This is a genomic window from Acidovorax sp. SRI_002 (assembly GCF_057586455.1).
Map to the genome: position 1 here is coordinate 63,049 of NZ_JBYCZW010000005.1, position 26,503 is coordinate 89,551.

Consider the following 26,503-nt stretch of genomic DNA (forward strand, 5'->3'; position numbering starts at 1 on the left):
ATGCTGAAGGCCCTTGCCACCCGTGCCGCGCAGTCCTTGCGCAAAAGCTGGAGGCAGCACCTGACGACCCTCGCGCTCGCCTGGGTCGCCATCGTGGCGGTAGACACCTGGCGCACGCGCGACCTGCCTCAGGGCCCTGCGCCCGATGTGGCGCTGGTGATGGCCCCCAGCGCTGGCGCCACCGCCCCCACCACCCTGGCCCAGTGGCGCGCGCAGCACCCCGGCCAGGCCGTGGCCGTGCACTTCTGGGCCGAATGGTGTTCCATCTGCAAGCTGGAAGAGCCCAGCATCGCCAGCCTGTCCGCCGACTGGCCCGTGCTGGGTGTGGCCATGCAGTCGGGCAACGCCGAAAAGGTGGCCCAGGTGCAGCGCCAGCGCAGCATGGTCTGGCCTACGGCGGTGGACCCGCAGGGCACCCTGTCACGCAGCTGGGGCGTGCGCGCCGTGCCCGCGCTGGTGGTCATCGACGCGCACGGCCAAGTGCGGTTCGCCACCTCGGGCTACACACCCGAATGGGCCATGCGCCTGCGGCTGTGGTGGGCGCAGACCATGCCGCAGTGGAAAGCATTGCTTCCAAAACAATAGCTGTTTGCGCTTTATGGACGAGCGCAGACGGCCATTTTGACCACTATTTTTTGCTCCACCGGGCGCCCTATGCCCTGATGCGCCCCGCGCTGCATGTGGCGCAAATCTTCAAGACCCGCCACCCCCGTCCTTTGCACACTGGCCCCGTCACACCCACGGAGGCCATATGCACATCACCCTGAACCAACAAACCCAGCCGGTGCCCCCCGGCTGGGAGGACGAACCCCTGCTTTGGCTGCTGCGCGAGCCACTGGGCCTCACGGGCACCCGCTTTGGCTGCGGCATGGGCCAATGTGGCGCCTGCACCGTGCTCATCGACGGCGTAGCGCAACGCGCCTGCCTGCACACCGCACGCGGGCTGCAAGGGCGCGCCGTCACCACCATCGAGGGGCTGGCGGCGCCCGACGGAACGCTGCACCCCGTGCAACAGGCCTGGCTGGACCTGCGCGTGCCCCAGTGCGGCTATTGTCAGAGCGGCCAGATCATGGGCGCCGTGGCCTTGCTGCGCGCCACGCCCCGCCCGAGCAATGCACAGATCGACGCCGCCATGTCGGCCCACCTGTGCCGCTGCGGCACGCAGCACAGGGTGCGCGCGGCCATCCACCAGGCTGCTGAGGGTGCGAAGTCATGAAGCGCCGCCAGTTTTTGGCAGCGGCAGGCGCCGGGGTACTCACCGTCACGCTGGCGGGCTGCAGCCTGGTGCCGGTGATCCCCAAGCGCCCCACCTCCACCGCCAATGACGCGCTGGGCTGGATACGGCATGAAAACGGCCGCTACACCCTGTGGCTGCCCAGCGCCGAAATGGGCCAGCAGATCAGCGCCGCAATGCAAGGCCTGGCCGCTGCCGAGCTGGGCGTGCCGCCCGCACAGGTGCATCTGCAACTGCCCAGCACCCGCCACATCGCCCGCGTGCGCGCCACTGTAGGCAGCGCCAGCGTGCAGGACTTTGCCCTGCCCCTGGCGCGCGCCTGCGCCACGCTGCGCGAGGCCCTGGCGCAAGGCCAGACCACGGGCACGCTGGCCGCGCGCGACATTGCGCCCAGCGCGCTGCGCAGCCTGCAGCCGCGCACCGGGGCGGCCAAAACAACGCCTGCGGCACCGGGCCAGCTGCACGCCCTCGTCACCGGCCAGCCGCTGTTTGCGGGCGACACGCGCCTGCCCGGCCTGCTCTATGGCCGCGTGCTGCGCGCACCGGTGTCGGCCGAAATCACCTCACGCCCGCAAGCGTGGGATGAGACGGCCGCCCGCGCCGACCCAGCCTGCGTGGCCGTGGTGCAGCACCCGCGCCTCGCGCGGATGGGCAGCCTGGGCCTGGGCATCGTGGCGCGCACGCCCTCGGCGCTCGACCGCATCGAGGCCGCGCTGGCCGTGCAATGGCAGGTGGAAGATGGCAGCGCATTCGAGCAGGCCGCCATCGACGAGCGCATCGACATCGACACCCACCTGCGCCGGGGCGCGCTGCAGCACCGGCTGCGCACGGACGACCTGCCCACAGACACAGCATGGACGCTGGACCTGCGCATGGACGTGCCCCTGGCCGCCCACGCGCCCATCGAGCCGCGCAGCGCAACGGCGCACTGGCTGGCCGCCGCAGACCAAGGCATCGCCCTGAAGGTATGGGCGGGCACCCAAGACCTGTTCTACATGCGCGACGTGCTCGCTCGCCAGCTGGGCCTGGATGCCGAACGTATCGAGGTGCAGGCCTGCCGCATCGGCGGCGGCTTTGGCGGCCGCACGCTGTGCACGGTGGAGCTGGAGGTCGCCGTGCTCGCCCAGGCTGCAGGGGCACCCGTCAAGGTGCAATGGAGCCGCGCGCAGGAGTTTGCCCAGGGCTTCCAGCGCCCGCCCTCCAGCCACCGTGTGCGGGCCCGCGTGCAAGGCGGGCGCATCACGCACTGGTGGCATGCGCTGGCCAGCAGCCACATCCTGTTCACACCCGCCGCCATGCCGGTGTGGATGCAGACCCTGGCCGACCTGGCGGGCGACAGCGGCGTGGCGCGCGGCGCACACATGCCGTACGACGTGCCCCAGCAGCGCATCGAGTTCACCGCCCAGCGCCTGCCCGTGCACACCGGCCCCTGGCGCGGCCTGGGCGCGGGGCCCAACACCCTGGTGGTGGAAAGCGCCATGGACGAATGCGCGCGCCACGCAGAGGCAGACCCATTGGACTGGCGCCTGCAGCACGCCACCGATGCACGCCTGGCCCATGTGCTGCGCCGCGCCGCCGCTGATGCCCGCTGGCCAGAGCGCCCCGCCAGCGACGCCACCACACTGCGCGGGCGCGGCATCGCGGGCGGCATCTACAAGGGCGCGAGCTACGCCGCCGCCGTGGCCGATGTGGAGGTGCAACGCGCCACCGGGCAGGTGCGCGTGGTGGCGCTGTGGTGCGCGCACGACTGCGGCCTGGTGCTGCAGCCTGACGGCGTGCGCGCACAGACCGAGGGCAACCTCGTGTGGTGCCTGGGCATGGTGCTGCACGAGCAGCTGCCCGTGGCCCGTTCGGGCGTGGCAGCGGCCAGCTTTGCCGACTACCCGCTGCCACGCATGGGCAACATTCCGCCGCTGCATGTGCACCTGATCGACAGCAGCGCGCCGCCCACCGGTGCCGGAGAAACCGCCATGGTGGCCGGGGCTGGAGCGATCGCCAACGCGCTGCGCGACGCCACCGGCGTGCGTTTTGCCCGCCTGCCGGTGCGCAGCGCGGATGTGCTGCGGGCCTTGAGCACGCGGGACTAGGGATGTCCTGCATAACTCCCTGCGGTCCGTGATAGCGCGGCCTCGGGCGATCCGCTGCGTTGCTTTTCTTGCCAATAGCCAGGCTATTGGCTGCGAAAAGACGCCTTGCGGCCCATCCCGATCCGCACTACCACCGACTCGCGCGGGTTATGCAGGACATCCCTAGCGGGGCAGCACCAACGGCACAATCCGCCCATGCAAGACTTTGCCAGCGCCGCCATGGTCCGCCTGCTGGTGCGCGCCATGGCCGCGCACGTCCTGGTGCCGCCACCGCCCCCACCGGGTGCCGACGGGCTGGCCGCCAGCCATGTGCCCCTGGCCTACAAACGCAGCGTGGTCGAAGCCGTGCTGCATCAGGGCGGCCTGGGCACGCTGCTGCAGCTGGCGCAGCGGGTGGAACTGCTGGCGGGGGACCCGGTACACCGCGCCCTGCTGGGTGCGGCCAGCGTGCCTGAGCTGCTGACGCGCTGGCAGCGGCTGGAGCGGTATGTGCATTCGCGCCACCAGGTCAGCGTCACCGCCAGCGCCCCGGGCACGCTGGCACTGCGCCACCACGCGCGCCCCGGTGTGCCGGAAGAACCCCACCCCACCGAAAGCCTGGCCGTGCTTGGTGTGCTGGTGGGTGCCAGCCAGGCCCTGGGCATGCGCGGGTTGCGGGTGGAGATCGGCGCGCCCGAGGCCGCAGGCCACCGCGTGAACCTGCGGATGGAAGCCCCAGCCACCACCCCAGCCGAACTGCACGCCCAACTGGCACCACTGGCCGCACGCAGGTTGCTGGGTCATTGGACCTTGCACTGGGAACCTCACGACAGCAACGCGTCCACCCCCCCCACCCAGCAGCCCCAGCCCGCCACCCACCTGTGCGACGCACTGCCCTGGCCGACGCTAGCGCACCAGCTGGCGCGCCATGTGCTGCACGACCCGGCCGCGCAGCACACGGTGGATGCACTGGCCCGGCACACCGGCCTGGCCCGCCGCAGCCTGCAGCGGGCGCTGACCGACATCGGCCTGAGCTGCCGCCACATCGTGACCGAGGCTCGCGCGCGCGTGGCCGCGCAATGGCTGCTGGAGAGCCCCCACGGCCTCGCAGAAATCGGGTTTGCGTGCGGTTTTTCCGACCAGCCCCACTTCACACGCGAATTTGCACGCCATGTGGGCCTGACCCCGGCGCGCTACCGGCAGGCATTTGCAGTCAGAGGCATGCAAGGGTCGGATTAACTATCAATTTGATAGCAAAAATTCGATATCTATCGAGCGCAATGGGCCATTTTTATTCAATATTTTCGGCTTTGGAGGGCAACCCGGCCACGGGTGCGCGCTTGCGCATGGCGCCGCCGCCCTGGGGCAGCGCCACCGTGGGCAGCAGGGCGCGTGCAGCCGACCCACCCGCAGCGGCCGGTGCCATCAGGTCGGCCAGCGTCACGCTGTCCAGCACCGCCAGGTAGGCCTGCATGGCCTGCCACAGCACGCCCTTGAGGCGACAGTGGTTGCTCAGGCGGCACTGGTTGGTGCCGGGGTCAAAACATTCCACCAGGTTGAAGTCGGTCTCGGTGGCACGCACCACGGCACCGATGTTGATGGCCGACGCCGGCACCATCAGCCGCATGCCACCGCCCCGCCCGCGCGTGGTCTCCAGCAGCCCCTGGGCGGCCAGCTGCTGCACGATCTTCATCAAGTGGCTACGCGAGATGCCGTAGCCCTCGGCCACCTCGATGATCGTTACAGGTTGCTCGCGGCCTTCGGTGGCTGCGCAGTACATGAGCACGCGCAGCGTGTAGTCGGTCCATTGGGTCAGGCGCATGGTTTTTGCCGCAGGTCAATTGAAAGAGGTATGCAGGACGAATTTTATTGAATAAAATATTCACATCAAATGAATCTTTAAAAGGACCGCCATGAATGCCCGCGTTGACCACCTGGAAGCAGCCTCCGCCCACCCCGCCCCGCTCAGCGCCGACCAGCAGATCGGCCAGATCGCGGTGCAACTGCCCGGGGCCACGGCGGTTTTTCGGCGGCTCAAGCTCGACTTTTGCTGCGGCGGCCAAGTGAGCCTGTCCAAGGCGGCTGCCGACAAGGGGCTGGACGCGAACGCCGTGCTGGCCGAGCTGGCGGCCCTGCAACGCAGCGACGCCGTGCCCGAAGCCGCATCGCCCAGCGCGCTCATCGACCACATCCTGGCGCGCTACCACGAGGTGCACCGCCAGCAGCTGCCCGAGCTGATCCGCATGGCCCGCCGCGTGGAGGCCGTGCACCGCGACAACCCCCATGTGCCCGCCGGGCTGGCCGACCACCTGGAAACCATGCACGAAGAGCTGCTCTCGCACATGCTCAAGGAAGAGCAGGTGCTGTTCCCCATGCTCAAGAGTGGCGGCAACCCCTTTGTGGGCCAGCCCATCGGCATGATGCGCGCCGAACACGTGGACCACGGCGAAGCGTTGGACAAGCTCAACGCCCTGACCAACGACGCCACGCCCCCCCAAGGCGCCTGCAATACCTGGCGCGCGTTGTATGCAGGCATTGCCCAGCTGGGCGATGACCTCATCAACCACATCCACCTGGAGAACAACGTGCTGTTTCCGGCGTTCGAAGCCGGAGCAGCGCCCTCGTCGCAAGGTTGCGGTCCGTCAGGCTGCGCCTGCAGCGGCGGGGGCACACTGCAGGCATGAACCTGCAAACGCGCTCATCCGATGGCCCCGGGGGCCACGCCCCACCCAGCGTGGAAAGCATCACGCGGCTGGTGCATGGTTTTTATGGCGATGTGCGCCAGGACCCGCTGCTAGGGCCCGTGTTTGAAAAGGCCCTGCACGGCCAGTGGGACACCCACCTGCAGCGGCTGGTGGACTTCTGGAGCACGGTGGCACTGGGCACGCGCAGCTTCAAGGGCGACGTGTTTGGCAAACACATGGCGCTGGAGGGCGTGACTCCCGCCCACTTTGCCGCCTGGGTGGGGCTGTGGCAGCAGCACACCAGCCGCCTGTTTGCCCCCGAGGTGGCGCACGACCTGCAGGTGGCGGCGCATGGCATTGCGCGCAATCTGTTCCGGGGCTACTTTGGCAGCGACCCGGGGTTTGTGCCGCCGCGCAGCGGGCACAGCGAGCACGGCGGCGAGCGCTGAGCCCAGGCCTTGGCCAGGGTCTTTGCGCCAGGGCTACTTCTTCTTGTCGCCCGGTGTGAAGAACAGCGCCAGGCCCACCGCGATCAGCGCCACCGGCCACCACACCCGCAGCAGCTCGCGCAGGCTGATGCTGATCAGCCCCAGATTGGTCAGCAGAAAAAATACGCCCAGTACGACCAGAACAATCGCAGCGATATGGCCCTTCATGTGCATTCCCTCGGAGTAGTTGTGTATCTGGGCGCGATTATGGCGGGCCGGACAGCCGCGCCCCCAGGTGGTCCACAAACACACGCACCTTGGGGGACAAATGCCTGCTGGATGGCCACAACGCGCGGAACTGGCGGCTGGGGCCCATGTCCTGCTCCAGCACACTGACCAACCGGCCATCGGCCAGCGCATCACGCACCAGAAAGTCGGGCAGACAGGCAATCCCGAGCCCGCGCAACGTGGCGCCCAGAACCGCCTCGATGTTGTTGCAGGCAAGTACGGTGCGCAGGCGCGGCTCGGCGCTGGCCACGCCCTCGCGCCAAGGCCATTCGAGCAGCTTGCCGGAGTCCGGATGGCGAAACCGCACGCAGGCGTGCTGTTCCAGATCGCGCATGGCCGCAGGCGTGCCATGGCGCGTCAGGTAGGCCGGGGCTGCGCATAACAGCAGCCGAAAGGCCTGCAACGGGCGCGAGACAAGGCGGGAGTCGCGCAGGTCACCGCTGCGGATGGCCACGTCAATGCCCTCGTCGATCAGATCGACCGCGCGGTCGCTGAAATTGATGTCCAGTTCCACCTCTGGGTGGCGGGTCAGAAACTCCGGCACCAGGGGGATCAAGAAGTGGTAGCCCACGATGGGCGCGCTCACCCGCAACCGCCCACGGGGGGCCTCGCGCGACAAGGACAGCATGGCCTGCGCATCGTCCAGGTCATCCAGGATGCGCCTGCAGCGTTCGTGAAACAGATGTCCCTCTGCCGTGAGCTGGATTCGCCGGGTACTGCGCTGCAAGAGCCGCACACCCACCTCCTGCTCCAGCCGCGCCACGCCCTTGCCCACGGCAGACGCGGATATCGCGAGCGCCCGTCCTGCCGCCACAAAGCTGCCAAGTTCCGCCGTTTTGACAAAGGCCAACATGCCGCTGAGCTTGTCCATCTGCCCTCACGTGATTGTTTGATGCGGTCAATTCAAGCGAATTTGTCCGCAATGAAAGGAGTGGGAGCTACTTTTTCCACCATTCAGGCCAGTTTAACCTTTGCCAAGTCCACAAAACCCGCACCATGCCCACTCCGTTGTTCATTCGCGCCGCAGTCGGCAGTCCCTGCGCTGCCCACGACTCGCTGCTTGGCCTGCAAGCTGAATACCTGGCCTGGGTACACGGCGAGATGGCGCGGTGCTTTCCCGCCCTTCCCACCCGGGATGCGGGACGGCCCCACGCTGAAGGCAACGCCGACGTGATTCAGGCGCTCTACGCCGGGCGCACACCGGGCAGCGTTTTCTATCTGATGGAGGTAGATGGCGAAGCCGCCGGCATGTGCGGCCTACGCAGCCTGGGCGGCGACACCGCCGAGATCAAGCGCCTGTATGTCCGCCCTGCCTACCGGGGCATGCAGCTCGGGTCGTCCGCACTGCGCAGGCTGCTCGCCGACGCCCGTCTTTGGGGATACACCCGCATCTGCCTGGACACCGCCTTGTTCATGCAGGCCGCGCACCGTCTGTACGAAGCCCACGGCTTTACCGACTGTGCAGCCTACGAAGGCACCGAGGTGCCCGCCGCCCTGCAGGGCCAATGGCGCTTCATGCACCGCGCCATCACCCACCCTTGCCCATGAAAACGCTCTCCGCACGGCATGCCAGGCGCGCAGTCCTGGCAGCCATACTGCTCCTGCTGCCCCTGGTGCTGCAAAGCCTCGGACACCACTGGGTGCGTGTCGCAGACACCAGCCTGCTGTACGTGATGCTGGCGCTGGGCCTGAACGTCGTGGTGGGCTATGCGGGCCTGCTGGACCTGGGCTACGTCGCCTTCTACGCCCTGGGCGCCTACCTGTTCGCGCTGCTGACCTCGCCGCACCTTACCGACCACTTTGCCTGGATCGCGGCGCTGTTCCCGCAAGGGCTGCACACCCCCTGGTGGGTGACCATCCCGCTGGGCGCGGCGCTGGCCGCCATCCTGGGCATGCTGCTGGGGGCGCCCACGCTGAAGCTGCGCGGTGACTACCTGGCGGTGGTCACGCTGGGCTTTGGCGAGATCGTGCGCCTGCTGGTCATCAACCTGGGCCACCCGGTCAACATCACCCACGGCGCCCAGGGCCTGGGGCTGATTGACCCGGTCCGCATCCTGGGAGTGGACCTGGGCCAGCCCCTGGTCGTAGCAGGCCACGAAGTAGCCTCCGTCACCCTCTACTACTACCTGTTCCTGACTCTGGTGCTGATCACCATCGTGATTTGCCAGCGCCTTCAGGATTCACGCATTGGCCGCGCTTGGATGGCCATCCGCGACGACGAGACTGCCGCGCGGTCCATGGGCATCAATACCCGCAATCTCAAGCTGCTCGCTTTTGGCGTGGGGGCCAGCTTTGGCGGAATCACCGGTGCCATGTTTGCTGCTTTCCAGGGCTTTGTTTCGCCCGAAGCCTTCAGCCTGAACGAGTCCGTGCTCATCGTGGCCATGGTGGTGTTTGGGGGCATGGGCCATATCCCTGGAGTGGTGTTGGGCGCCGTGCTACTCGCGGCCCTGCCCGAAATGCTGCGCTACGTGGTCGGCCCTTTGCAGGCCGCGACCAACGGGCAGCTGGACGCCGGCGTGGTGCGCCCGCTGCTGATTGCGCTGGCGATGATCGTCACCATGCTGTGGCGCTCCAGTGGACTGTGGCCTGCACCCGACAAGGCACAAGCACCCGGATCAACCGGGCACAGCAGGTGACTTGCGGATCAGGCCTCTGCAGCACCGGCCCCTCGCAACGGCTTGAGCAGATCCGAGAGCCCATTGTGGTCAATCTCGTGCATCAGCGCCAGCAATTGCCCCAGCTCGCCTTTGGGAAAGCCCTCGCGCGCAAACCAGTTCAGGTAGTTGCCGGGCAAATCGGCCAACAGCGTGCCTTTGTATTTGCCGTAGGGCATCTCGGTGGTGACCAGACGCTGCAATTTTTCCGAGTCCATGGGACAGCCCTCCTCAGCCGCCTGCCCGCTTGACCTTGTGGCCCAGCTTTTGCAGTGCGGCCATCACGCGCTCCACATGGTCGCCCTGCACTTCGATCACGCCGTCTTTCACCGTGCCGCCACTGCCGCAGGCGGCTTTGAGCTGCTTGCCCAGCTGCTCCAGTGCGGCCGCGTCCACCAGCACGCCCTTGACCAGGGTCACAGCCTTGCCGCCCCGGCCCTTGGTTTCACGCGACACCCGCACGATGCCATCTCCGGTGGGCAAAGGTTTGTTCTGATGGCAGGTACACTGCGCCACGGGCTGGCGGCAGCCGGGGCACATGCGGCCGGACTCGGTGGAATACACCAGGCCGCCCAGGTCAGCCAACGACTTCATGGCTTTTTTCCTTCCACCTCTTGCTGCAGCATGTGAAAGTTGAGCAGCCGGGTGGCCAGCATGGTCTCGGTCAGAAAACACACCAGCGCCAGCAAAAACGACGCCACCCCCGCCAGAAAACCCGCCACGGCCAAGCGGTTGGACTGGAAGTTGGTGGTCTCGCCGAGGAACAGCAGGATGATGGTGATGCCGATCAGGAACGCACAGAACGTGAGCAGCCCGATGCAGCCATTGGCCAGCCGCCCACGCAGCCGCAGGTCGGCCAGTTCGTTGTAGGCGCGGGCCAGAAACTCGGGCTCAGTGTTGGCGCGGGCGCGGTCTTCCACCACGCGGGCCCGGTCGATGATGCGGGCCAACCGGCCCGCCACAGCGCCAATCATGCCGGACACGGCCGTGAGCAAAAACACGGGGGCCACCGCCAGCTGGATGCCGTGGGTGATGGCAGAGGAGTCAAGGGTGAGGGCCATGGTGCTTGGGAAACAAAGGAAAAACCGGCGAACCGCCGGCGGACCAATTATCAGGGTGATGGCGCGCGCAGCCAGGCCCTGCGCACCACGGCCTTGACTGCCTGGCGCGCGTGCAGGGGCTTGTACAGCAACTGCGGCGACAATCGCCCCATCCCTTCCCACCGTTCGCGCTGTTGTGCGTCCCCCTTTCAACGCCGCCCCAGCGCTGCCTCCATGCCCTTTGCCTCCCTCGGTTTGTCCCCTGCCCTTGTCCACGCTGCAGAAAAAGCGGGTTTTGTAGCGCCCACGCCCATCCAGGCGGGGGCCATCCCGGCCATCCTGCAGGGGGCTGATCTGCTGGGAGCCGCCCAGACGGGTTCGGGCAAGACAGCCGCTTTTGCCCTGCCCTTGCTGCAGCAGCTGCAGCTGAGCGCCACCGGCGGCCCACGCCGGGTGCGCGCCCTGGTGCTGGTGCCCACGCGCGAGCTGGCCGCCCAGGTGGGAGAGGTGCTGCGCAGCCTGGCACAGCACCTGCAGCAGCCGCTGAAAGTGGCCATTGTGTTCGGCGGCGTCTCGATCAACCCGCAAATGCTGGGCCTGCGTGGCGGCGCCGACATTGTGGTGGCCACGCCGGGCCGCCTGCTGGACCTGGTAGACCACAACGCGCTGCGCCTGTCGGCCGTGGCGCACCTGGTGCTGGACGAGGCCGACCGCCTGCTGGACCTGGGCTTTGCCGAAGAACTGCAGCGCGTGCTGGCGCTGCTGCCTGCGCAGCGGCAGAACCTGTTCTTCTCGGCCACCTTCCCTGCCGCCGTGCAAGCGCTGGCCGATGGCCTGCTGAACAACCCGTTGCGCGTGGAGGTGCCCCACACGCCCGGCAACGAACCGGCCATCGAGCAACGGGCCATTGCGGTGGACGCCGTGCGCCGCACCCAGCTGCTGCGCTATCTGGTCAAGGAACACGACTGGTCGCGCGTGCTGGTGTTTGTGGCCACGCAATACGCTGCCGAGCATGTGGCCGAAAAGCTCTACAAAGCGGGTATCTTTGCCACACCCTTCCACGGCGGCCTGAGCCAGGGCGCGCGCAACCAGGTGCTGCAGGAGTTCAAGGACGAACGCTGGCAGGTGGTGGTGACCACCGACCTGGCCGCGCGCGGCCTCGACATTGCGCAGCTGCCTGCTGTGGTCAATTACGACCTGCCACGCTCGGCCGTGGACTATGTGCACCGCATCGGCCGCACGGGCCGCGCGGGCGAGAGCGGTGTGGCCGTGAGCTTTGTGACGGCCGATGCCGAAGCACATTTCCGCCTCATCGAAAAACGTCAGCACCTCACCATCCCGCGCGAACACATTGCGGGTTTTGAACCCACCGAGGCCCCTGCGCCCGCTTCATCCACAGATCCCCAGGGCACTGGCGGCATCAAGGGCAAGCGGCCCAGCAAAAAGGACAAACTGCGCGCAGCAGCGGCTGCAGTTACCGAAGCGCCCCCCGCCGCCCATAAAAAAGGCTCCTGAAAGGAGCCTTTGGAAGATCCGTGAAGGGCGGCCGCCCAAGCAGCCTCAGTCTCAGACCTCTTCGCCGCCGTCGTCCATGCCATCCGCATCAGCACCTTGCGGCTCGCCCGCCGCCCGTGGCGTGCGCTTGGCGGGCTTGGCCAGAATCTCGACATAGAACTGCGCGCCGCCCTCAGCGGCCACACCGTTGATCAGCCCGGTCAAGGCCGACAGGTGCGCCACGGCGGCGTCTTCCTTGGCGCGGCCAAACTGGCAGTCAAAGTCCCAAAAATCAGCGCCTTCGGGCAGGTCGCGGCGCCGTTCGCGCTTGATGTACTTGCGGATTTCGTGCTTGACGGCATCCAGAACGCGGTCCCGGTTCTTGCCTTCAACATGGAGTTGGAAAGTTTTTCTCATGGGTGATGGTACCGCCTGTGACAGATATGGATTCCCAGCCGAGCACCCCAGTGCCACAATGGTGCATTACTTTTGGTTACCGCCAAGCCCGATGTTCCACGACCTCAGTCTGCTGCACACACTGCCAGCGGCCGTGCTCGTCACGCAGGAGGGCGCCATCCGCTTTGCCAACGCTGCCAGCATGGCGCTGCTGGAAGCGCCCAGCACCGATAGCCTGATCGGCCGCCTCTCGGGCGATTTTGTGCATCCCATGGACCAGGTGCGTTCTACCAACCGCATCCAGCAGGTCGCTGTGCCCGAACAGGGCGGGCGGCCCAACAAATCGTCTGAATTTCGCATCCGCACACTGCAGGGCAACCTGCGCATGGTGCTCATCAGCAGCGTGGCTGTAGAGTGGAACGGCGCCCCCGCCGTGCTGATGTGTGGTCTGGACATGACCCACCAGAGCGAGATCGAGGCCCAGCTGCGCGAGAGCGAGCAGAACTTCCGTCGCCTTTTTGAGAACATGCAGGACGTCTACTACCGCACCGACGCCTTGGGCATCGTGCAGCATGTGGGCCCGGGGGTTCGGCGGGTGCTGGGCTACGAACCCAACGAAATCGAGGGCCGCACGGCCGAGTCGTACTACCCGCAAAGCACTGACCGCGACGCGTTCAAGGCCGCCATCATGGAGCATGGCGAGGTGTCGGATTTTCCGGGCCAGATGGTGCGGCGCGACGGCACCGTGATCGACATCTCCATCAGCAGCCACGCCTTGTACGACCATGCTGGTAATTTCGCAGGGGTGGAGGGCATTTACCGCGACGTGACGCAGCGCAAGAACCTGGAGCGCGAGCTGCAGCGCTTGGCCACCACCGACATGCTGACCGGCATGGCCAACCGCCGCGCATTTCTGGAATGCGCGGAGTCGGTGTATGCCCATTCACGCAGCAATGGCGAGCCGCTCACGCTGCTGATGCTGGACCTGGACCATTTCAAATCCATCAACGACCGTTTTGGCCACCTGGAAGGCGACCGCGCCCTGGTGGCGTTTGCGCAGGCCGTCAAAAACCAGCTGCGCGCCAGCGACACCGTGGGCCGACTGGGCGGCGAAGAGTTTGGCGTGCTGCTGCCGCTGACCAGCATGGACGAGGGCCTGGAAGTGGCGAAACGCATCCTGCATGGCGTTCGCGCCCTGCAGCTGAGCGACGAGGCAGGCCACGCCTACGGCATCACGGCCAGCCTGGGCCTGAGCACCTTCCGCCAGGCAGACCGCAGCCTGCGCGACATGCTCGACCGCGCCGACCAGGCTCTGTACCTGGCCAAAAACCAGGGGCGCGACCAGATCGCTTCGCAGGAACCCTTGGGCGATCAGCCGAATGGCCAAGTAGCCCAGTAACCTATCTGCGGCTGCGCCTTACCAACGCATGCGTTCCTGCTGCAGGTTCCAAAGGCAGGCGGCAATCCGCAGCAGCATCTCCATCACCTGTTCAGAGCCGCTGCTCGACAGCTCCAGGCCATCGATGATCACCGCCAGTTGCGAGATGGCGTCTTCGGGCGCAGAGGCACCGCCCGTCCGCGCAATCTCGGCAATGGCGATAAGTACATCTGTGCGGTTCATGGAGCATCTTCCCCATAGCAAAAGAATCTGATGACCAGCACCGCACCGGTCCTGTGCGTCCAGTCAGCGGGGTGCCAGGGACAATTGCTTGGGGGATGAAGCCCTTGCTGGCAGGGCAGGCAGTGGCTGCGTACCTCGGTAGCCTCCTTCGAAGGCATCCCCAGCGCCGTCAGGCGCCAGCCTGAACTGGTGAACGACCTCCAGCAGGCGCCTAACCTGATTCTTCATGCCGGTGGATGCCGACGAACTGTCGTCCACCAGCGCGGCATTTTTCTGCGTGGCGGCGTCCAGCTGCCGCACGGCTTCGCCGATCTGCGCAATGCCGCGGGCCTGCTCCTGCCCCGCATCCTTGATCTCGCTGATGAGTTCCATCACCTCGTCCACACGCTGCACGGTGCTGGCCACCCGCTCGCCCGCCTGGCCCACCAGGGTGGACCCGCGCTCCACACCACGCACACTGGCAGCAATGAGGCCCCGAATCTCGCGGGCGGCCGTGCTGCTGCGCTGGGACAGTCCACGCACCTCGCCCGCCACCACGGCAAAGCCGCGTCCCTGCTCACCCGCGCGGGCCGCCTCCACCGCCGCATTGAGGGCCAGCAGGTTGGTCTGGAACGCGATGTCATCAATCACCTTGATGATGTCGGTGACCTTTTGCGACTGCACGCTGATCTCCTGCATGGTGGTGATCACGTCGCGCATCACGCTACCGCCCTCGTTGGCCACCTTGGCGGCCTCTTGGGCCAGCTCGGTGGCGCGGTGGGCGTTGTCCGTGTTGTGTTGCACGGTGATGGTGAGCTGCTCCATCGAGGCGGCCGTCTCCTGGAGATTGGACGCCTGCACCTCGGTACGGCGCGCCAGGTCTTCGGTGCCGCCCGCAATCAGCACGGCCTCCTGTGCCACCGTTTCGGTGCTGGAGCGCACCTCGGTGATCACGCGCACCAGCTGGTGGTTCATCTCCCGCAGGGCGCCCAGCAATTCTGCGGTTTCATCCGTGCCGCGCACATCGATCTGTGCGCTCAGATCGCCACCCGCCACCGTGCGGGCCAGCACCACCGCCTGGCGCAAAGGGCGCGAGATGGAACGGGTGATGACCCACGCCATCGCAGCCCCCGCCACCAGGGCCAGCCCGGTGGCCGCCAGCATCCACCAGTGAATGGTGTTGCTCATCTCCCGTGCGCCGGCAAACTCTGCCGCCGCCACGTTGATCTGCAGGGCTACCAGCTTCTCGATGGCGTCCTGCACCTTGGCCGCATTGGGGCGGATCTGGTTGATATAAAGCTCGGAACCATCGTCGTACTTGCCTGCCACCAATGCCGAGGCAGCCGGGATGAGACCCTTGTCCAGGTAGGTGGCATTGGCATCGGCAAAGGCCTGCGCCAGACCGTGCTCCTCAGCACCCAGCGCCTTGCCGGAATACGCCGTCCACAGCGCGTGGATGCGCTCCACGTTGGCAGTCAACGCGGCGTGGCTGGCCTGCAGGTTGCTGGTACCCGGGTCCATCAGCATGTCCATCACCAGCACCCGGTTGCGCTGCGTCAGGTGGCTGATCTCTGCCAGCACGCCCAGGGGCACCGTGCGGTCACCATACAGCGCCGCGCTGCGCTCGGTCAGGCGCTTGGCACCGCTGATGCCCCCCGCAGCCAGTGCAGAAATCAGCAGCAAAAGCACTGCAAACGCCAGCGCCAGCCGGGTGCCAATCTTGATTTTTTGAAGCATCTGAATCTCTCATGAAGGTTCACTGGGTGGGCAGCCGGGTTCATTGCCACCGCATCAGCTGGCGCGCACGCCTTGCCAGCAAGGGCCCACGTCTGCCGCGGCTGATACTAATTGTTTCAAGTGACAAAATAATGACGATGGGATAAACATTCCCCATTCATTCCAGTGGTTAAAATCGGCGCCGCATTGACAAGCTGAGACTTCATAAATCACTCCAATGCCCCTGCCGGGCATAGGCCTATGGTCAGAATTTCACAGCCACATCCTTATTAATTAAAACCAATACACAAAAATCCATGAAATATATCTATACCGTATTCATGCTGGCACTTGCACTGCTACAGGCGCACCAGGCCAGTGCACAAGCCGTAACGGGCGCGGGCTCGTCGGCCGCAGCCCCCATCTACCGCAGTTGGGCCAAGGCCTACGCCAGAGCCACCGGTTCCAGGGTGGACTACGACCCGGTGGGCTCCAGCGCAGGCATGAAAAAGATCCAGCAACAGGCCGTGGGCTTCGGCGCCACCGATGTCTACCCGCCTGACAAGGACCTCATCGAACACGGCTTGCTGGCACTGCCCGTGGCCATCACCGGCATCAGCCCCATCGTCAACCTGCCCAAAGTCCAAAACGCACAGCTGCGCCTGACGGGCGAGGTGCTCAGCCGCATCTTCCTGGGCGAAATCAGCCGCTGGAATGCCCCCGAGATCACCGCGCTGAACCCCGAAACTCCGCTGCCCGACATGCCCATCAAGGTGGTGGTGCGTGCCGACGGCTCGGGCACCACCTACAACTTCGCCGATTACCTGGGCAAGGTCAGCCCGAAATGGAAGGCTTCCCACGGAGCCAAGACCAGCATCCAATGGCCCGAAGGATTTCTGGCCTTCAAGGGGAGCGATGGGGTGGCCAAGGGTGTGCGCGACACGGCGGGTGCCATCGGTTATGTGGATTTTGGGTATGTGGCCGAATATGGCCTGGCATCGGTGCAGATGAAAAATGCCGAGGGTGTTTTTGTGAAACCCTCCATCGACGCTTTCAAATCCGCACTGGCCAACAGCGAGTGGCCAGCCACCGGGGCCTTCCACAATACACTGACACAAAAACCCGGCAAAGCCGTGTGGCCCATCACCATGGGCACGTTTGTGGTGTTCCCCAAAGTCACTCAAAATCCAGAGCAAACCACTCTGGCCCTCAAATTCATTATCTGGTCGTTTCTCAATGGCGATACCCTCGTCCATGAAAACAATTTTGTTCGATTACCAGACCGGGTTCAGGCATCGGCTTTCAAGGCAATTACCTCCATCCGCGATAAAAATGGCACTCCCCTGGGCATGAGCCTGATTTCATCGTCCGCACCCTTGCAGCAATAATCCGGCACTCATGGTTTCCGCCCTTAAAATCAATCATTAGGATTTCTATTAATCTTTCACCGGCAGGCTCTGCCGCCCCCACCACCAGGCGCCGTCTTCATGGAAATCGAGTTCAAGTTCTGCATCCCCCCAGAGCGCCTGGCTACGGTGCAGGCCGCCGCGCGCAGGGGCACACACGCGCACATCCGTATGGAGGCCCGCTACTTCGATACGCCCGATGCAGCGCTGTCGTCGCGTGGCATTGCTTTTCGGCTGCGCCGCGAGGGCGACCAGTGGGTGCAAACCGTCAAGGCCCTGGGCAACGGACCGCTGGACCGCGAGGAGCACAACGTGGACCGGGGCCACGCCACAAGCCCTGCCCCAGAGCCCCAGCCTGAGTTGCACGCAGGCACCGTGGCGGGCACACGGCTGCTGGGTGCTCTGCGGGCCGCCAGCGGCCCTCTGACCGAAACCTACGGCACCGAGATGGACCGCGTGACACGGGACATCGCCTTCAAGGGCGGTGTGGTGGAGTTGGCTCTGGACACCGGCCGGGTCATCGCCCATCGCGGCACGCCGCAGCAGAAAGAGGCCCGCATCTGCGAGCTGGAGCTGGAACTCAAGGCCGGCCCGCTGGCGGGCCTGGCGGCCATCGCCACCCGGTGGGCCACGCGGCATAGGCTGTTTCTGAGCACGGTGTCCAAGGCTGAGCGAGGCGAGCGTCTGCTGGCCCCGCAGTGGGCCCGGCCCGCCACCAAGGCCACCCCGATGAAGGCCAGTGGCCCGCAAAAGCACTTCCTGAACGGGCGCGCGTTGCAGCGCGCGGCAGTGGCCCATTGCCTCCACCAGATCCTGGCCAACGCCAGCGAGATCGTCGAAGGCGGGGGCGATGAAGAGCATGTGCACCAGTTGCGCATCGGCATCCGCCGCTTACGCACCGCCTTGCGCGAGTTGGCGCCGTTGGCACCCCGCGCATTCGACCCCGCCTGGGAGCCGCCGCTGGTGGAGGTGTTCCAGCGCCTGGGCCAACTGCGCGACCAGGGGCAAGCCCTGCAGTCCATCGTTGCCGATCTGCGCGATGCGGGTGCGCCTGCCCTGGATGTGATGGTGGCGGCGGGGCACGCCCCCGCCCCATCCGCCGCAGCCATCGTGCGCATGCCAGCATTCCAGGCAGCGTTGATCGCCCTCATGGCGTTCACGGCCCAGGGCGAGGACGCCCCGCCGGCGGCCGCAGAAGAAGCCCTGGACGCGAAGGACACCCGCCGCCTGCTGCACAAGCGATTGCGCCGCCTGCACGCCAAGGTGCGCCAAGGCTCCCAAGACTTTGCCGCCCTGCCGGTGGAGGAACAACACCGCCTGCGCAAGCGCTTGAAGCGTTTGCGCTACCTGACGGAATTTGTCGCGCCTGCGCTGGACGCCGAGGGGGAATCGTTCCTCGCCAGCCTGCAGCCTGCGCTGACGGCTCTGGGCCGGCTGGGCGATGAACGTGTGGCCCGCGTGCTGTACAGCGACATCGCTGCCACGGACCCGCGGGCCTGGTTTGGCGTGGGCTGGCTGGCTGCACGGGAGGCGCTGACGGTGGCTGACTGCGAAAAGGCCTTGGCCCACCTTGCCGACATGCCCCGCCTGCGCAAGGCGGGCAAGCGCTGAGAGCGGTGGCTGCAGTAAACGCACCGTATCCCCTTTGCGGGGCACAGCGGGGTTCCCAAGCTGGCACGGCACAATGGGCCCATGACGGCATCTCCCCCTCCCCAGCGCGCCCACCCGCCTTCGCGCACCGCCCACCGCAGCACCCCCGACAAAGACCAGATCGCCCTGCTGGAACCTTTCGAGCGCCTGGGCGCGGACCGCATCAGCCTCGTTGCCACCCCAGAACAGGCCGACAAGGCCTGTGATGCCCTGGCAGCGGCCAGCGCCTGGGGGTTCGACACCGAATCCAAACCCACCTTTGTGCAGGGCGAACAGTCCGACGGGCCCCACATCGTGCAGCTGGCCACGCTGGAAACCGCCTGGGTGTTCCAGCTGCACGACCCCGGTTGCCGTGCCCGCGTGGCCGAGCTGCTGGCCCTGCGCGGCGTGACCAAGGCGGGCTTTGGGCTGGGGGATGACACCAAACGCATCCAGCACAAACTGGGCGTGCAACCAGCCGATGTGCTGGAGCTCAACACCGTGTTCCGACAGCGTGGTTACCGCAAAGACATGGGCGTGAAAGGCGCCGTGGCCGTGCTGTTCAACAAGCGCTTCATCAAGTCCAAGAAAGCCGCGACATCGAACTGGGCCAACGCCCGGCTGACTGAGGCCCAACTGGTCTACGCAGCCAACGATGCGTGGGCAGCGCTGCGGGTGTTCAACGCGCTGGAAGTTTCTGCAGCGCGGTGAGCCGAGTCGGAATCCGACGATTTACTATCAAAACAGTAGCTGGCAGCGATTACTCATCAAGCGCTAGCAGCCAATTTTGCTTAGATTCTGGCCGCACTCCTCTCACAAACGCGCCGCCAGCCTCGCCGCCTGGTCGATAGCGCGCTTGGCATCCAGCTCGCCCGCTTCCAGCGCGCCACCAATTCGGTGCGGCTTGCGGCCGGCAGCCTCCAGTTCCTGCGCCAGGCTGAAGAGGGGCACCTGCCCCGCACACAGCACCACGGTGTCGCACGCAATCCAGGTGGGGTCTTCGCGCTTGTCGCCGTATGACACCAGCAGCCCTTCGTCGGCAATGCGCTCGTAGTTCACGCCGCTCACCATCTGCACCTGTTTCATCTTGAGCGTGGTGCGGTGGATCCAGCCGGTGGTCTTGCCCAGGCCCGCGCCGAGCTTGCCCTTCTTGCGCTGCAGCAGCGCCACCTGCCGTGCAGGGGGCGTCACGCGCGGGCCGCTGGCGGCCAGGCCACCGCGCGCATCAGCCGGGTCGGTGATGCCCCATTCGGCCTTCCAGGCGGGCAAATCGAGCGTGGTGGAGGGGTGCTCGCCGTGCGTGAGGAACTCGGCCACATCAAAGCCGATGCCGCCCGCGCCGATGATGGCCACGCGCTCGCCCACCGGCTTGCCGTGGCGCAGCAGGTCGATGTAGCTCAGCACCTTGGGGTGGTCCTGGCCGGGGATCTTCGGGTCGCGTGGCTCCACACCCGTGGCAATCACCACTTCGTCATAGCCCGCCAGGTCGGTGGCCAACACGCGCTGGTTCAGGTGCAATTGCACGCCGGTGTCCTCCACCCGCGTGGCCAGGTAGCGCAGCATTTCGTGGAACTCTTCCTTGCCAGGAATCACCTTGGCCATGTTGAGCTGACCACCGATGGCGGGCGCGGCGTCGAACAGATGCACCTCGTGCCCGCGTTCGGCGGCCACGGTGGCGGCGGTCAGGCCCGCTGGCCCTGCGCCCACCACCGCCACACGCTTGCGCGACGACACCGGGCGGTACACCAGTTCGGTCTCGTGGCAAGCGCGCGGGTTCACCAGACAGCTGCTGGTCTTGTTCTGGAACACGTGGTCCAGGCAGGCTTGGTTGCACGCGATGCAGGTGTTGATGCGGTCTGCCCGACCCTCGGCGGCCTTTTTCACAAACGCCGCATCAGCCAGCAGTGGCCGCGCCATCGACACCATGTCGGCGCAGCCATCGGCCAGCACCTGCTCGGCCACCTCGGGCGTGTTGATGCGGTTGGAGGTGACCAGCGGCGTGGAAATGCCCGCCGCCGCAAACTCGGCTTTCATCTTCTGCGTGACCCAGGCGAACGCCGCGCGCGGCACGCTGGTGGCAATGGTGGGCACCCGCGCCTCATGCCAGCCGATGCCGGTGTTGACGATGTTGGCCCCGCCCGTAGCGACGGCCTTGCCCAGGGTGACGATCTCGTCCCACGCACTGCCGCCGGGCACCAGGTCGATCATCGACAGGCGGTAGATGATGATGAAGTCCTTGCCAACGGCCTCGCGCATGCGGGCCAGGATCTCCACCGGCAGGCGCATGCGGTGGCTGTAGTCGCCGCCCCAGGCGTCGGTGCGCAGGTTGGTGGTTTGCGACAGGAACTGGTTGATGAAATAGCCCTCCGATCCCATCACCTCCACGCCGTCGTAGCCCGCCTCGCGCGCTTTCACGGCACAGTTCACAAACGCACGAATTTGCCGCTCCACCCCGCGCGCCGACAGCGCGAACGGTGTGAACGGCGAGATGGGCGACTGCAGCCGCGAGGGCGCCACCGCCAGCGGATGGTAGGCGTAGCGCCCCGTGTGCAGGATTTGCAGCGCGATCTTGCCGCCCGCACCGTGCACGGCGTCGGTCACCACGCGGTGGCGTTTGGCGGCGCCCGAGGTCGCCAGCGTGCCCGCAAACGGCTTTGCCCAGCCCGCGATGTTGGGCGCAAAGCCGCCCGTCACGATCAGGCCCACATCCCCCTCGGCCCGCTCGCGGAAGTACGCCGCCATGCGAGACAGGTCGCGCCCGTCCTCCAGCCCGGTGTGCATGGAGCCCATGAGCACACGGTTCTTGAGGGTGATGAAGCCCAGATCGAGCGGGGCAAGCAGGTGCGGGTACAAGGCAGTGCCGGGCATGGAGGCAGCGGCTGCAGGGGCGGCAATGGGAGAGGAATGCATGGAAGGATCGTGGACTAGAAGTATTTTCTAGAACTTTATTCTAGAATCCCGTTCCATGGCAAGCCGCAATTCCTCGACCCCCACCTCATCCCCTGCCGACGGAACCACCGACCGCCGCCAGGACATCCTGAACGCCGCCCTGGCCTGCGCGGCCGAAGGGGGCGTGGACGCGGTGACCATCGACGGCGTGCGTGCGCGCTGCGGGGCCAGCGTGGGCAGCATTTATCACCACTTTGGCAACCGCGACGGCATCGTGGCGGCGCTGTTCTTTGACATCTTTCACGACCAGTCTCGCAGCGTGCAGGCGCAGCTCGATGCCGCCCAGGGCGTAGAGGCGGGCGTGCACGCCCTGGTCACCGGCTATCTGGACTGGGTGGTGGCGCAGCCAGAGCAGGCCCGGTTCATGTTCCAGTCCCGGGGCGCCGTGGCAGCGGGCCCGCGAACGCCCGACCTGGCCGAGGCAGCGCGGCGCCGCAACCAGGCCCTGGTGGCCTGGTTCGAGCCCCACCGCCAATCGGGCGCGCTGCGCAACCTGCCGTGCGAGCTGATGCCGTCGCTGGTGATGGGGCCGGTGCAGAGCTATTGCAGGGCGTGGCTGTCAGGCAATGCAGGCCAGGGCGGCCTGCCCTCGCCCACCACGTACCGCGCAGAGCTGGCGGACGCAGCGTGGCGGTCCGTCAGGGCGTAGACCGAGCGATCCGATCAGTAATGCGGCGGCAGCTCGTCGCGCAGGTTGCGCGGGCCGTTCGAGCCACCCTCGGGCGCCTGCTGGCGCAGCTGGATGACCTCGTGCGTCAACCGGTCGATCAGTTGCTGCTGCTGGTAGATGGTCATGTTCAACTGGTCCAGCAGGTCTTCGGTAAAGCTGGCCTTGATCTCCAGGCTTTCTAGGCGCTGGAGAACGTTGGCGAGATCGTTGGCGTCAGACATCGACGCTTCAGATGGCCTGGCCCAGGCGCGCCACGCCTTCGCGGATCTTGTCCACATCGGCCGTGGCGAACGACAGGCGGAAGGTGGCGTGGTCGGGGTTGGCGCAGAAGAACGGCGTGCCGGGCACAAAGGCCACACCCTTTTCAATCGCGCGCTTGGCCAGCACATTGCCGTCAGCCACCTTGCCGCCAGCACCCGTCAGGCGCGCCCACACAAACAGGCCGCCCTGGGGCTGCACAAACTCGATGGCGTTCCCCAGCTCCTTGCGCAGCGCATCGCCCATGGCCTGTGCGCGCTCGGCGTACACCTTGCGCACATGGGCCAGCGTGGCGGGCATGCGGCCGGCCTTGAGGTACTGCGCGGCCGTGGCCTGGGCAAAGGTGCTGGTGTGTGCATCGCTGAACTGCTTGCACATGGTGGCTTTGCCCAGCAGCTCGGCGGGGGCAATCATCCAGCCCACGCGCAGGCCGGGCGACAGCACCTTGCTCAAGCTGCCGCAGTGCACCAGCAGATCGCGGCTGCCGGGCACGGTGGCCGACAGGTTGAGCAGACTGGGCGGGGGTGCATCGCCAAAGTACAGGTCGCCATAAGGATCGTCTTCGACGATCAGCGTGTTGTGCTTGACGGCCATCTCCAGCACGGCCTTGCGGCGTTCCAGGCTCAGCATGGCACCGCTGGGGTTGCCGAAGGTGGGGATCAGGTAGACGAACTTGGGTTTGTGCTCGGCGATGAGCTTTTCCAGCTCGTCGGTCTTCACACCATTGCCATCGATGGGCGCGCTGATGAGTTCGGCGCCATACAGTCGAAAACACTGGATGGTGGCCAGGAAGGTCGGGCCTTCCACGATCACCTTGTCGCCGGGGCTGATGAGCGTCTTGCCCAGCAGGTCCAGTGCCTGCTGGCTGCCGGTGGTGACGATGAGGTTGTCGGCGGCCACGTCCTTTGCGCCCTTGCTGGCCATGAAGGCGGCCAGTTGTTCGCGCAACGGGTTGTAGCCCTCGGTCGCACCGTATTGCAGCGCGGCGCCGGGTTCTTCGGCCAGGGCGGCGTTGCTGGCGGCGCGGATGCCCTCCACGTCGAACATGGCGCTGTCCGGGAAGCCGCCCGCAAAGCTGATGATGCCGGGCTTGCCCAGCAGCTTGAAGAGTTCGCGGATGGCGGAGGTTTCTACGTTGTTCAGGCGGTCGGCGAATTGCATGGCGTGGGCAGGAGTTGGTGGCAAAGGATTCCGCATTGTCGCCAATTGCCGTGCAGGTTTCCTGCGGCTTAGACTGCGAGGGCAAAAACCTGGCCCACCGCACAACTACCGAGACCAACTATGCCCCTCGAAATCCGTCAGTTGCCCCGCATGCGCCTTGCCTATATGCGCCAGACAGGCCCTTATGGCCCCTCGCTCACGCAACTTTGGGAGCGGTTCGGCCGCTGGTGCGAAGCAAATCGTTTGAGCGAGCCACGCCCCAAGTACTACGGCATCAGCCTGGACAACCCCGCATGCACCCCGCCCGCGCAATGCCGCTACGACGCCTGCGTGCAGGTGGGCGTGGGCCTGCGCACCGGCACCGAGGCCATGATCCAGGACTTTGCCGGTGGCGATTACGCCTGCCTGCGTTTCGTCGGTACCGGGCCCGAGATCGGCGCGGCCTGGGCCAGCATGATGGCCCCGGGCCAGATCCCCGCAGGTTGGGAAGCTGCCCCTCGGCCCGCCATCGAGGTCTACGACGAAGACTTTGCCGTCAACCCCGCCACCGGCGCGTTCCCCTGCTGGCTGTGCCTGGCGGTGCAGCGCACCCACTGAGGCAGTTCGTTCTAACCCTCGCGAAAACGATGCAGGCGCGGGCGCAGCCCCGCATGCCGCAGTACATAAACGACACACCCCGCCCCCATGAAGACGTCTGACATCGAGCCTTTCTTTGCCACCTTGAAGGCCGCCAACCCCATGCCCAACACGGAGCTCGAATACACGACGCCGTTCGAGCTGCTGGCTGCCGTGCTGCTGTCGGCCCAGGCCACGGACGTGGGCGTGAACAAGGCCACGCGCAAGCTGTTCCCAGTAGCGGGCACTCCGCAGGCCATCCTGGACCTGGGGCTTGAGCGACTGGAGGGCTATGTCAAGACCATCGGCCTGTACCGCACCAAGGCCAAGAACCTGATGGAGACCTGCCGCATCCTGGTGGAGCAGCATGGGGGCCAGGTACCGCGCACGCGCGAAGCCCTGGAAGCCCTGCCCGGTGTGGGCCGCAAAACGGCCAATGTGGTGCTGAACGTGGCCTTCGGCGAGCCGACCATGGCGGTCGATACGCACATCTTTCGCGTAAGCAACCGCACGGGCCTCGCGCCCGGCAAGAACCCGCTGGCGGTGGAGCTGCAGCTGATGAGGCGCGTGCCCGCCGAGTATGCGGTGGATTCGCACCACTGGCTCATCCTGCACGGCCGCTACGTGTGCCAGGCACGCAAGCCACGCTGCTGGGAGTGTGCGGTGAGCAGGTATTGCGACTACCAGCCGAAGACGTTGGCGCCTTGAGTTGAACGAACCAGGCAAATTGCTTCTTTTTTTATAGCAACTAGCGCTTATTGGTCAAGCGCTAGAACAGAAAATGCTTGGAACCTCCGTTAGCAAGCGACGGCATGTGCCCGCAGCCAGGCGGCAAAGGCCTCTTCGGTGATATCGCCAGCGGCAACAGCGAGCATGGTGACCACACACGATGCATCGTCAGCGTTAAGCCTCCAGCCATTGAGCCGCAGAAACAATTCGGCCGCCACATAGCCCGTTCGCTTGTTTCCATCAATAAACGGATGGTTGCGCGAAATTCCATAGCCATACGAGGCTGCCAGCGCGGCTGCATCAGGCGGCGGCTCGCCATAGTTGTTCAGCTGCTGCGGCTTGCCCAGGGCCGAATCCAGCAAACCCGCATCGCGGACGCCTGTCCCGCCCCCATGTTCGGCCAGCTGCACTTCGTGGATGGCAATGATGACGGCGCGGTTCAGCCAGACCCATTCGCTCATTTGGCCAGCTCGTGCAGTACGGCCCGGCGCTCTTTCATGATCTCGCGCGCCACGCGCATCTGCGCTTCAAATTCGGGGTTGTGGGTGGTGATCCGCAAACCGTCAGGCGATTCCGTCACATACAGCTCGTCTCCCTTTTCCAGCTGCAACCGCGCCAGCAGTTCCTTTGGGAAAATCGCGCCGACAGAGTTGCCCACCTGGGTGAGTTTGAGAGTGTGCATGGGAAACCTCCGAGTAATTACAAACGTAATACTAGACTTTCTACCACCCCGCGTCAAACCACCCCGGCCACTCCCAGCGCTGTCATCTCCCCCGACACCCCAGCCCACGCCACATCGAATCCAGGCACTTTGCGCTCTGGAGGCACGGGGTGCGCACGCAGCGCCCAGGTGGCACCAGCCACCACACTATCGATCACCGGTACCGTCACCTGCGGCTGCACCAGAGCAGCCATGCCGGCCAGCCCCGCCCCGCCCAGGATGACGGCCTGCACACCCATTTGCCGCACCACGTCGCGGCAGGCCTGGGCAAGAAGCGTGCGGGCGGCTTCGGGGTCGGCGGCCAGTTGAGCGCCGGTGGGTGCCACGGTGTGGATTCCAGCCAGCGCGTGCGCGTGGCCCAGCGCCTGCGCCAAGCGCTGCAGCATGGGTCCCCAGCGCTCGCCGCCCGTAACGATGGCATAGCGCCCGTGGCGAGCGGCTTCGATGAAAGACGCTTCGGCCAGCCCAGTCACAGGCACGGGGCTGCTTTCGCGCAGCGCCATCAGGCCCGGGTCGCCAAAACAGCCTATCAGCACGGCATCAGGCTGCGGCTGGTGTTGTGACAGTTCATTCGCCCAGGCATCTAGCGCGGCGTGGGCCGCCACTGCATAGCTGGCCTCGCAGGCGATGTAGGGGGCGCCGAAACGCGCCGTGGCCGTGCGCACCGCTACATGCAAGCCCGATGCAGCCTGCACATGCCGCTGAAGCAAGTTGCTGACGCTGGCCGATGTATTGGGGTTGATGACGAGCAGTTGGCGCATA

General features: G+C 66.1%; 31 protein-coding genes. 16 read left to right on the forward strand and 15 right to left on the reverse strand.

All coding sequences use genetic code 11. The features are described from left to right. From AC2YJX_RS14340 to AC2YJX_RS14355, 4 genes are all read left to right on the forward strand, one after another. Positions 1 to 585: a redoxin domain-containing protein gene (locus AC2YJX_RS14340; protein WP_487256400.1), complete on the forward strand. Its 585-nt coding sequence runs from the start codon at positions 1 to 3 to the stop codon at positions 583 to 585. Between the two features lie 166 nt (positions 586 to 751). Next, positions 752 to 1,216: a (2Fe-2S)-binding protein gene (locus AC2YJX_RS14345; RefSeq protein WP_487256401.1), complete on the forward strand. Its 465-nt coding sequence runs from the start codon at positions 752 to 754 to the stop codon at positions 1,214 to 1,216. After that, on the forward strand, positions 1,213 to 3,321 hold the full coding sequence (locus AC2YJX_RS14350; protein WP_487256402.1) for a xanthine dehydrogenase family protein molybdopterin-binding subunit: 2,109 nt from the start codon (positions 1,213 to 1,215) through the stop codon (positions 3,319 to 3,321). The genes AC2YJX_RS14345 and AC2YJX_RS14350 overlap by 4 nt, the downstream gene beginning before the upstream one ends. A 195-nt stretch (positions 3,322 to 3,516) precedes the next feature. Continuing rightward, positions 3,517 to 4,539, forward strand: coding sequence for a helix-turn-helix transcriptional regulator (locus tag AC2YJX_RS14355; protein ID WP_487256403.1), 1,023 nt, complete (start codon positions 3,517 to 3,519; stop codon positions 4,537 to 4,539). Positions 4,540 to 4,591: 52 nt separating this feature from the next. On the opposite strand, the gene AC2YJX_RS14360 is transcribed toward AC2YJX_RS14355, so the two are convergent. Then, positions 4,592 to 5,122, reverse strand: coding sequence for an RrF2 family transcriptional regulator (locus AC2YJX_RS14360; protein WP_487256404.1), 531 nt, complete (start codon positions 5,120 to 5,122; stop codon positions 4,592 to 4,594). A gap of 91 nt (positions 5,123 to 5,213) precedes the next feature. Here AC2YJX_RS14360 and ytfE point away from each other — a divergent pair, with 91 nt between their 5' ends. Together ytfE and AC2YJX_RS14370 are read left to right on the forward strand one after the other, a co-directional pair. Further along, on the forward strand, positions 5,214 to 5,984 hold the full coding sequence (gene ytfE / locus AC2YJX_RS14365; protein WP_436130931.1) for an iron-sulfur cluster repair protein YtfE: 771 nt from the start codon (positions 5,214 to 5,216) through the stop codon (positions 5,982 to 5,984). Next, positions 5,981 to 6,433 carry a group III truncated hemoglobin gene (locus AC2YJX_RS14370; RefSeq protein ID WP_487256405.1) on the forward strand — a complete coding sequence of 151 codons (453 nt, stop codon included), beginning with the start codon at positions 5,981 to 5,983 and terminating at the stop codon, positions 6,431 to 6,433. The genes ytfE and AC2YJX_RS14370 overlap by 4 nt, the downstream gene beginning before the upstream one ends. Positions 6,434 to 6,466: 33 nt before the next feature. Here the strand turns inward: AC2YJX_RS14370 and AC2YJX_RS14375 are convergent, their stop codons facing one another. Next, a complete protein-coding gene (locus AC2YJX_RS14375; RefSeq protein WP_171012331.1) occupies positions 6,467 to 6,640 on the reverse strand; it encodes a LiaI-LiaF-like domain-containing protein in 174 nt (57 codons plus the stop codon). A gap of 37 nt (positions 6,641 to 6,677) precedes the next feature. After that, positions 6,678 to 7,571, reverse strand: a complete 894-nt coding sequence (locus AC2YJX_RS14380) for a LysR family transcriptional regulator (protein ID WP_487256406.1) — start codon at positions 7,569 to 7,571, stop codon at positions 6,678 to 6,680. Positions 7,572 to 7,696: 125 nt separating this feature from the next. Between AC2YJX_RS14380 and AC2YJX_RS14385 the strand changes: the two genes are divergently transcribed. Next, entirely contained in the window at positions 7,697 to 8,248 is a 552-nt protein-coding gene (locus AC2YJX_RS14385) for a GNAT family N-acetyltransferase (protein WP_487256407.1), read from the forward strand. Beyond that, on the forward strand, positions 8,245 to 9,339 hold the full coding sequence (locus AC2YJX_RS14390; protein ID WP_487256408.1) for a branched-chain amino acid ABC transporter permease: 1,095 nt from the start codon (positions 8,245 to 8,247) through the stop codon (positions 9,337 to 9,339). Before AC2YJX_RS14385 ends, AC2YJX_RS14390 begins: the two co-directional genes overlap by 4 nt. 8 nt (positions 9,340 to 9,347) lie before the next feature. Here the strand turns inward: AC2YJX_RS14390 and AC2YJX_RS14395 are convergent, their stop codons facing one another. Genes AC2YJX_RS14395 through AC2YJX_RS14405 form a run of 3 tightly spaced genes read right to left on the reverse strand, consistent with a single transcriptional unit; the run spans position 9,348 to position 10,418 of the window. After that, on the reverse strand, positions 9,348 to 9,575 hold the full coding sequence (locus AC2YJX_RS14395) for a DUF3820 family protein (RefSeq protein ID WP_431152600.1): 228 nt from the start codon (positions 9,573 to 9,575) through the stop codon (positions 9,348 to 9,350). Positions 9,576 to 9,588: 13 nt separating this feature from the next. Continuing rightward, positions 9,589 to 9,951 carry a translation initiation factor Sui1 gene (locus tag AC2YJX_RS14400; protein ID WP_426307549.1) on the reverse strand — a complete coding sequence of 121 codons (363 nt, stop codon included), beginning with the start codon at positions 9,949 to 9,951 and terminating at the stop codon, positions 9,589 to 9,591. Continuing rightward, entirely contained in the window at positions 9,948 to 10,418 is a 471-nt protein-coding gene (locus AC2YJX_RS14405) for a DUF2721 domain-containing protein (protein WP_121506890.1), read from the reverse strand. The genes AC2YJX_RS14400 and AC2YJX_RS14405 overlap by 4 nt, the downstream gene beginning before the upstream one ends. Before the next feature lie 213 nt (positions 10,419 to 10,631). On the opposite strand from AC2YJX_RS14405, the gene AC2YJX_RS14410 reads away from it, so the two are divergent. Beyond that, the gene (locus AC2YJX_RS14410; protein WP_487256409.1) at positions 10,632 to 11,912 is read left to right on the forward strand and encodes a DEAD/DEAH box helicase; all 1,281 of its coding nucleotides are present in this window, start codon (positions 10,632 to 10,634) and stop codon (positions 11,910 to 11,912) included. Positions 11,913 to 11,963: 51 nt separating this feature from the next. Here AC2YJX_RS14410 and AC2YJX_RS14415 read toward each other — a convergent pair whose 3' ends face one another. Then, entirely contained in the window at positions 11,964 to 12,308 is a 345-nt protein-coding gene (locus AC2YJX_RS14415; protein ID WP_487256410.1) for a DUF6172 family protein, read from the reverse strand. A 91-nt stretch (positions 12,309 to 12,399) separates the two neighbouring features. On the opposite strand from AC2YJX_RS14415, the gene AC2YJX_RS14420 reads away from it, so the two are divergent. Beyond that, on the forward strand, positions 12,400 to 13,686 hold the full coding sequence (locus AC2YJX_RS14420; RefSeq protein WP_487256411.1) for a sensor domain-containing diguanylate cyclase: 1,287 nt from the start codon (positions 12,400 to 12,402) through the stop codon (positions 13,684 to 13,686). 18 nt (positions 13,687 to 13,704) lie between these two features. Here the strand turns inward: AC2YJX_RS14420 and AC2YJX_RS14425 are convergent, their stop codons facing one another. After that, positions 13,705 to 13,908 carry a hypothetical protein gene (locus AC2YJX_RS14425; protein ID WP_055402288.1) on the reverse strand — a complete coding sequence of 68 codons (204 nt, stop codon included), beginning with the start codon at positions 13,906 to 13,908 and terminating at the stop codon, positions 13,705 to 13,707. Positions 13,909 to 13,971: 63 nt separating this feature from the next. Continuing rightward, positions 13,972 to 15,624: a methyl-accepting chemotaxis protein gene (locus tag AC2YJX_RS14430; RefSeq protein WP_218299442.1), complete on the reverse strand. Its 1,653-nt coding sequence runs from the start codon at positions 15,622 to 15,624 to the stop codon at positions 13,972 to 13,974. Positions 15,625 to 15,944: 320 nt separating this feature from the next. On the opposite strand from AC2YJX_RS14430, the gene pstS reads away from it, so the two are divergent. The 3 genes from pstS to AC2YJX_RS14445 all read left to right on the forward strand — a co-directional run bounded on the left by pstS (position 15,945) and on the right by AC2YJX_RS14445 (position 19,349). Continuing rightward, positions 15,945 to 16,991: a phosphate ABC transporter substrate-binding protein PstS gene (gene pstS / locus AC2YJX_RS14435; protein ID WP_487256412.1), complete on the forward strand. Its 1,047-nt coding sequence runs from the start codon at positions 15,945 to 15,947 to the stop codon at positions 16,989 to 16,991. A 99-nt stretch (positions 16,992 to 17,090) separates the two neighbouring features. Further along, positions 17,091 to 18,620: a CYTH and CHAD domain-containing protein gene (locus AC2YJX_RS14440; protein WP_487256413.1), complete on the forward strand. Its 1,530-nt coding sequence runs from the start codon at positions 17,091 to 17,093 to the stop codon at positions 18,618 to 18,620. 81 nt (positions 18,621 to 18,701) lie between these two features. Continuing rightward, complete coding sequence (locus tag AC2YJX_RS14445) at positions 18,702 to 19,349, forward strand: 3'-5' exonuclease (RefSeq protein ID WP_487256414.1); 648 nt, start codon at positions 18,702 to 18,704, stop codon at positions 19,347 to 19,349. Positions 19,350 to 19,451: 102 nt separating this feature from the next. On the opposite strand, the gene AC2YJX_RS14450 is transcribed toward AC2YJX_RS14445, so the two are convergent. Continuing rightward, entirely contained in the window at positions 19,452 to 21,506 is a 2,055-nt protein-coding gene (locus AC2YJX_RS14450; protein ID WP_487256716.1) for an oxidoreductase, read from the reverse strand. A 97-nt stretch (positions 21,507 to 21,603) separates the two neighbouring features. On the opposite strand from AC2YJX_RS14450, the gene AC2YJX_RS14455 reads away from it, so the two are divergent. Beyond that, positions 21,604 to 22,236: a TetR/AcrR family transcriptional regulator gene (locus tag AC2YJX_RS14455; protein ID WP_487256415.1), complete on the forward strand. Its 633-nt coding sequence runs from the start codon at positions 21,604 to 21,606 to the stop codon at positions 22,234 to 22,236. A 14-nt stretch (positions 22,237 to 22,250) separates the two neighbouring features. Here AC2YJX_RS14455 and AC2YJX_RS14460 read toward each other — a convergent pair whose 3' ends face one another. Further along, on the reverse strand, positions 22,251 to 22,478 hold the full coding sequence (locus tag AC2YJX_RS14460; protein WP_015014770.1) for a SlyX family protein: 228 nt from the start codon (positions 22,476 to 22,478) through the stop codon (positions 22,251 to 22,253). A gap of 7 nt (positions 22,479 to 22,485) precedes the next feature. Next, positions 22,486 to 23,676: an aminotransferase-like domain-containing protein gene (locus AC2YJX_RS14465; protein ID WP_487256416.1), complete on the reverse strand. Its 1,191-nt coding sequence runs from the start codon at positions 23,674 to 23,676 to the stop codon at positions 22,486 to 22,488. 120 nt (positions 23,677 to 23,796) lie between these two features. On the opposite strand from AC2YJX_RS14465, the gene AC2YJX_RS14470 reads away from it, so the two are divergent. Beyond that, the gene (locus tag AC2YJX_RS14470) at positions 23,797 to 24,273 is read left to right on the forward strand and encodes an AraC family transcriptional regulator (protein WP_055395273.1); all 477 of its coding nucleotides are present in this window, start codon (positions 23,797 to 23,799) and stop codon (positions 24,271 to 24,273) included. 87 nt (positions 24,274 to 24,360) lie between these two features. Beyond that, the gene (gene nth / locus AC2YJX_RS14475) at positions 24,361 to 24,999 is read left to right on the forward strand and encodes an endonuclease III (protein WP_121506901.1); all 639 of its coding nucleotides are present in this window, start codon (positions 24,361 to 24,363) and stop codon (positions 24,997 to 24,999) included. 89 nt (positions 25,000 to 25,088) lie between these two features. On the opposite strand, the gene AC2YJX_RS14480 is transcribed toward nth, so the two are convergent. Genes AC2YJX_RS14480 through AC2YJX_RS14490 form a run of 3 tightly spaced genes read right to left on the reverse strand, consistent with a single transcriptional unit; the run spans position 25,089 to position 26,502 of the window. After that, positions 25,089 to 25,481: a type II toxin-antitoxin system death-on-curing family toxin gene (locus AC2YJX_RS14480; RefSeq protein WP_121419644.1), complete on the reverse strand. Its 393-nt coding sequence runs from the start codon at positions 25,479 to 25,481 to the stop codon at positions 25,089 to 25,091. After that, on the reverse strand, positions 25,478 to 25,702 hold the full coding sequence (locus AC2YJX_RS14485) for an AbrB/MazE/SpoVT family DNA-binding domain-containing protein (protein WP_056169497.1): 225 nt from the start codon (positions 25,700 to 25,702) through the stop codon (positions 25,478 to 25,480). Before AC2YJX_RS14485 ends, AC2YJX_RS14480 begins: the two co-directional genes overlap by 4 nt. 53 nt (positions 25,703 to 25,755) lie before the next feature. Next, a complete protein-coding gene (locus AC2YJX_RS14490; protein WP_228894623.1) occupies positions 25,756 to 26,502 on the reverse strand; it encodes an aspartate/glutamate racemase family protein in 747 nt (248 codons plus the stop codon). Position 26,503: the final 1 nt, after the last annotated feature.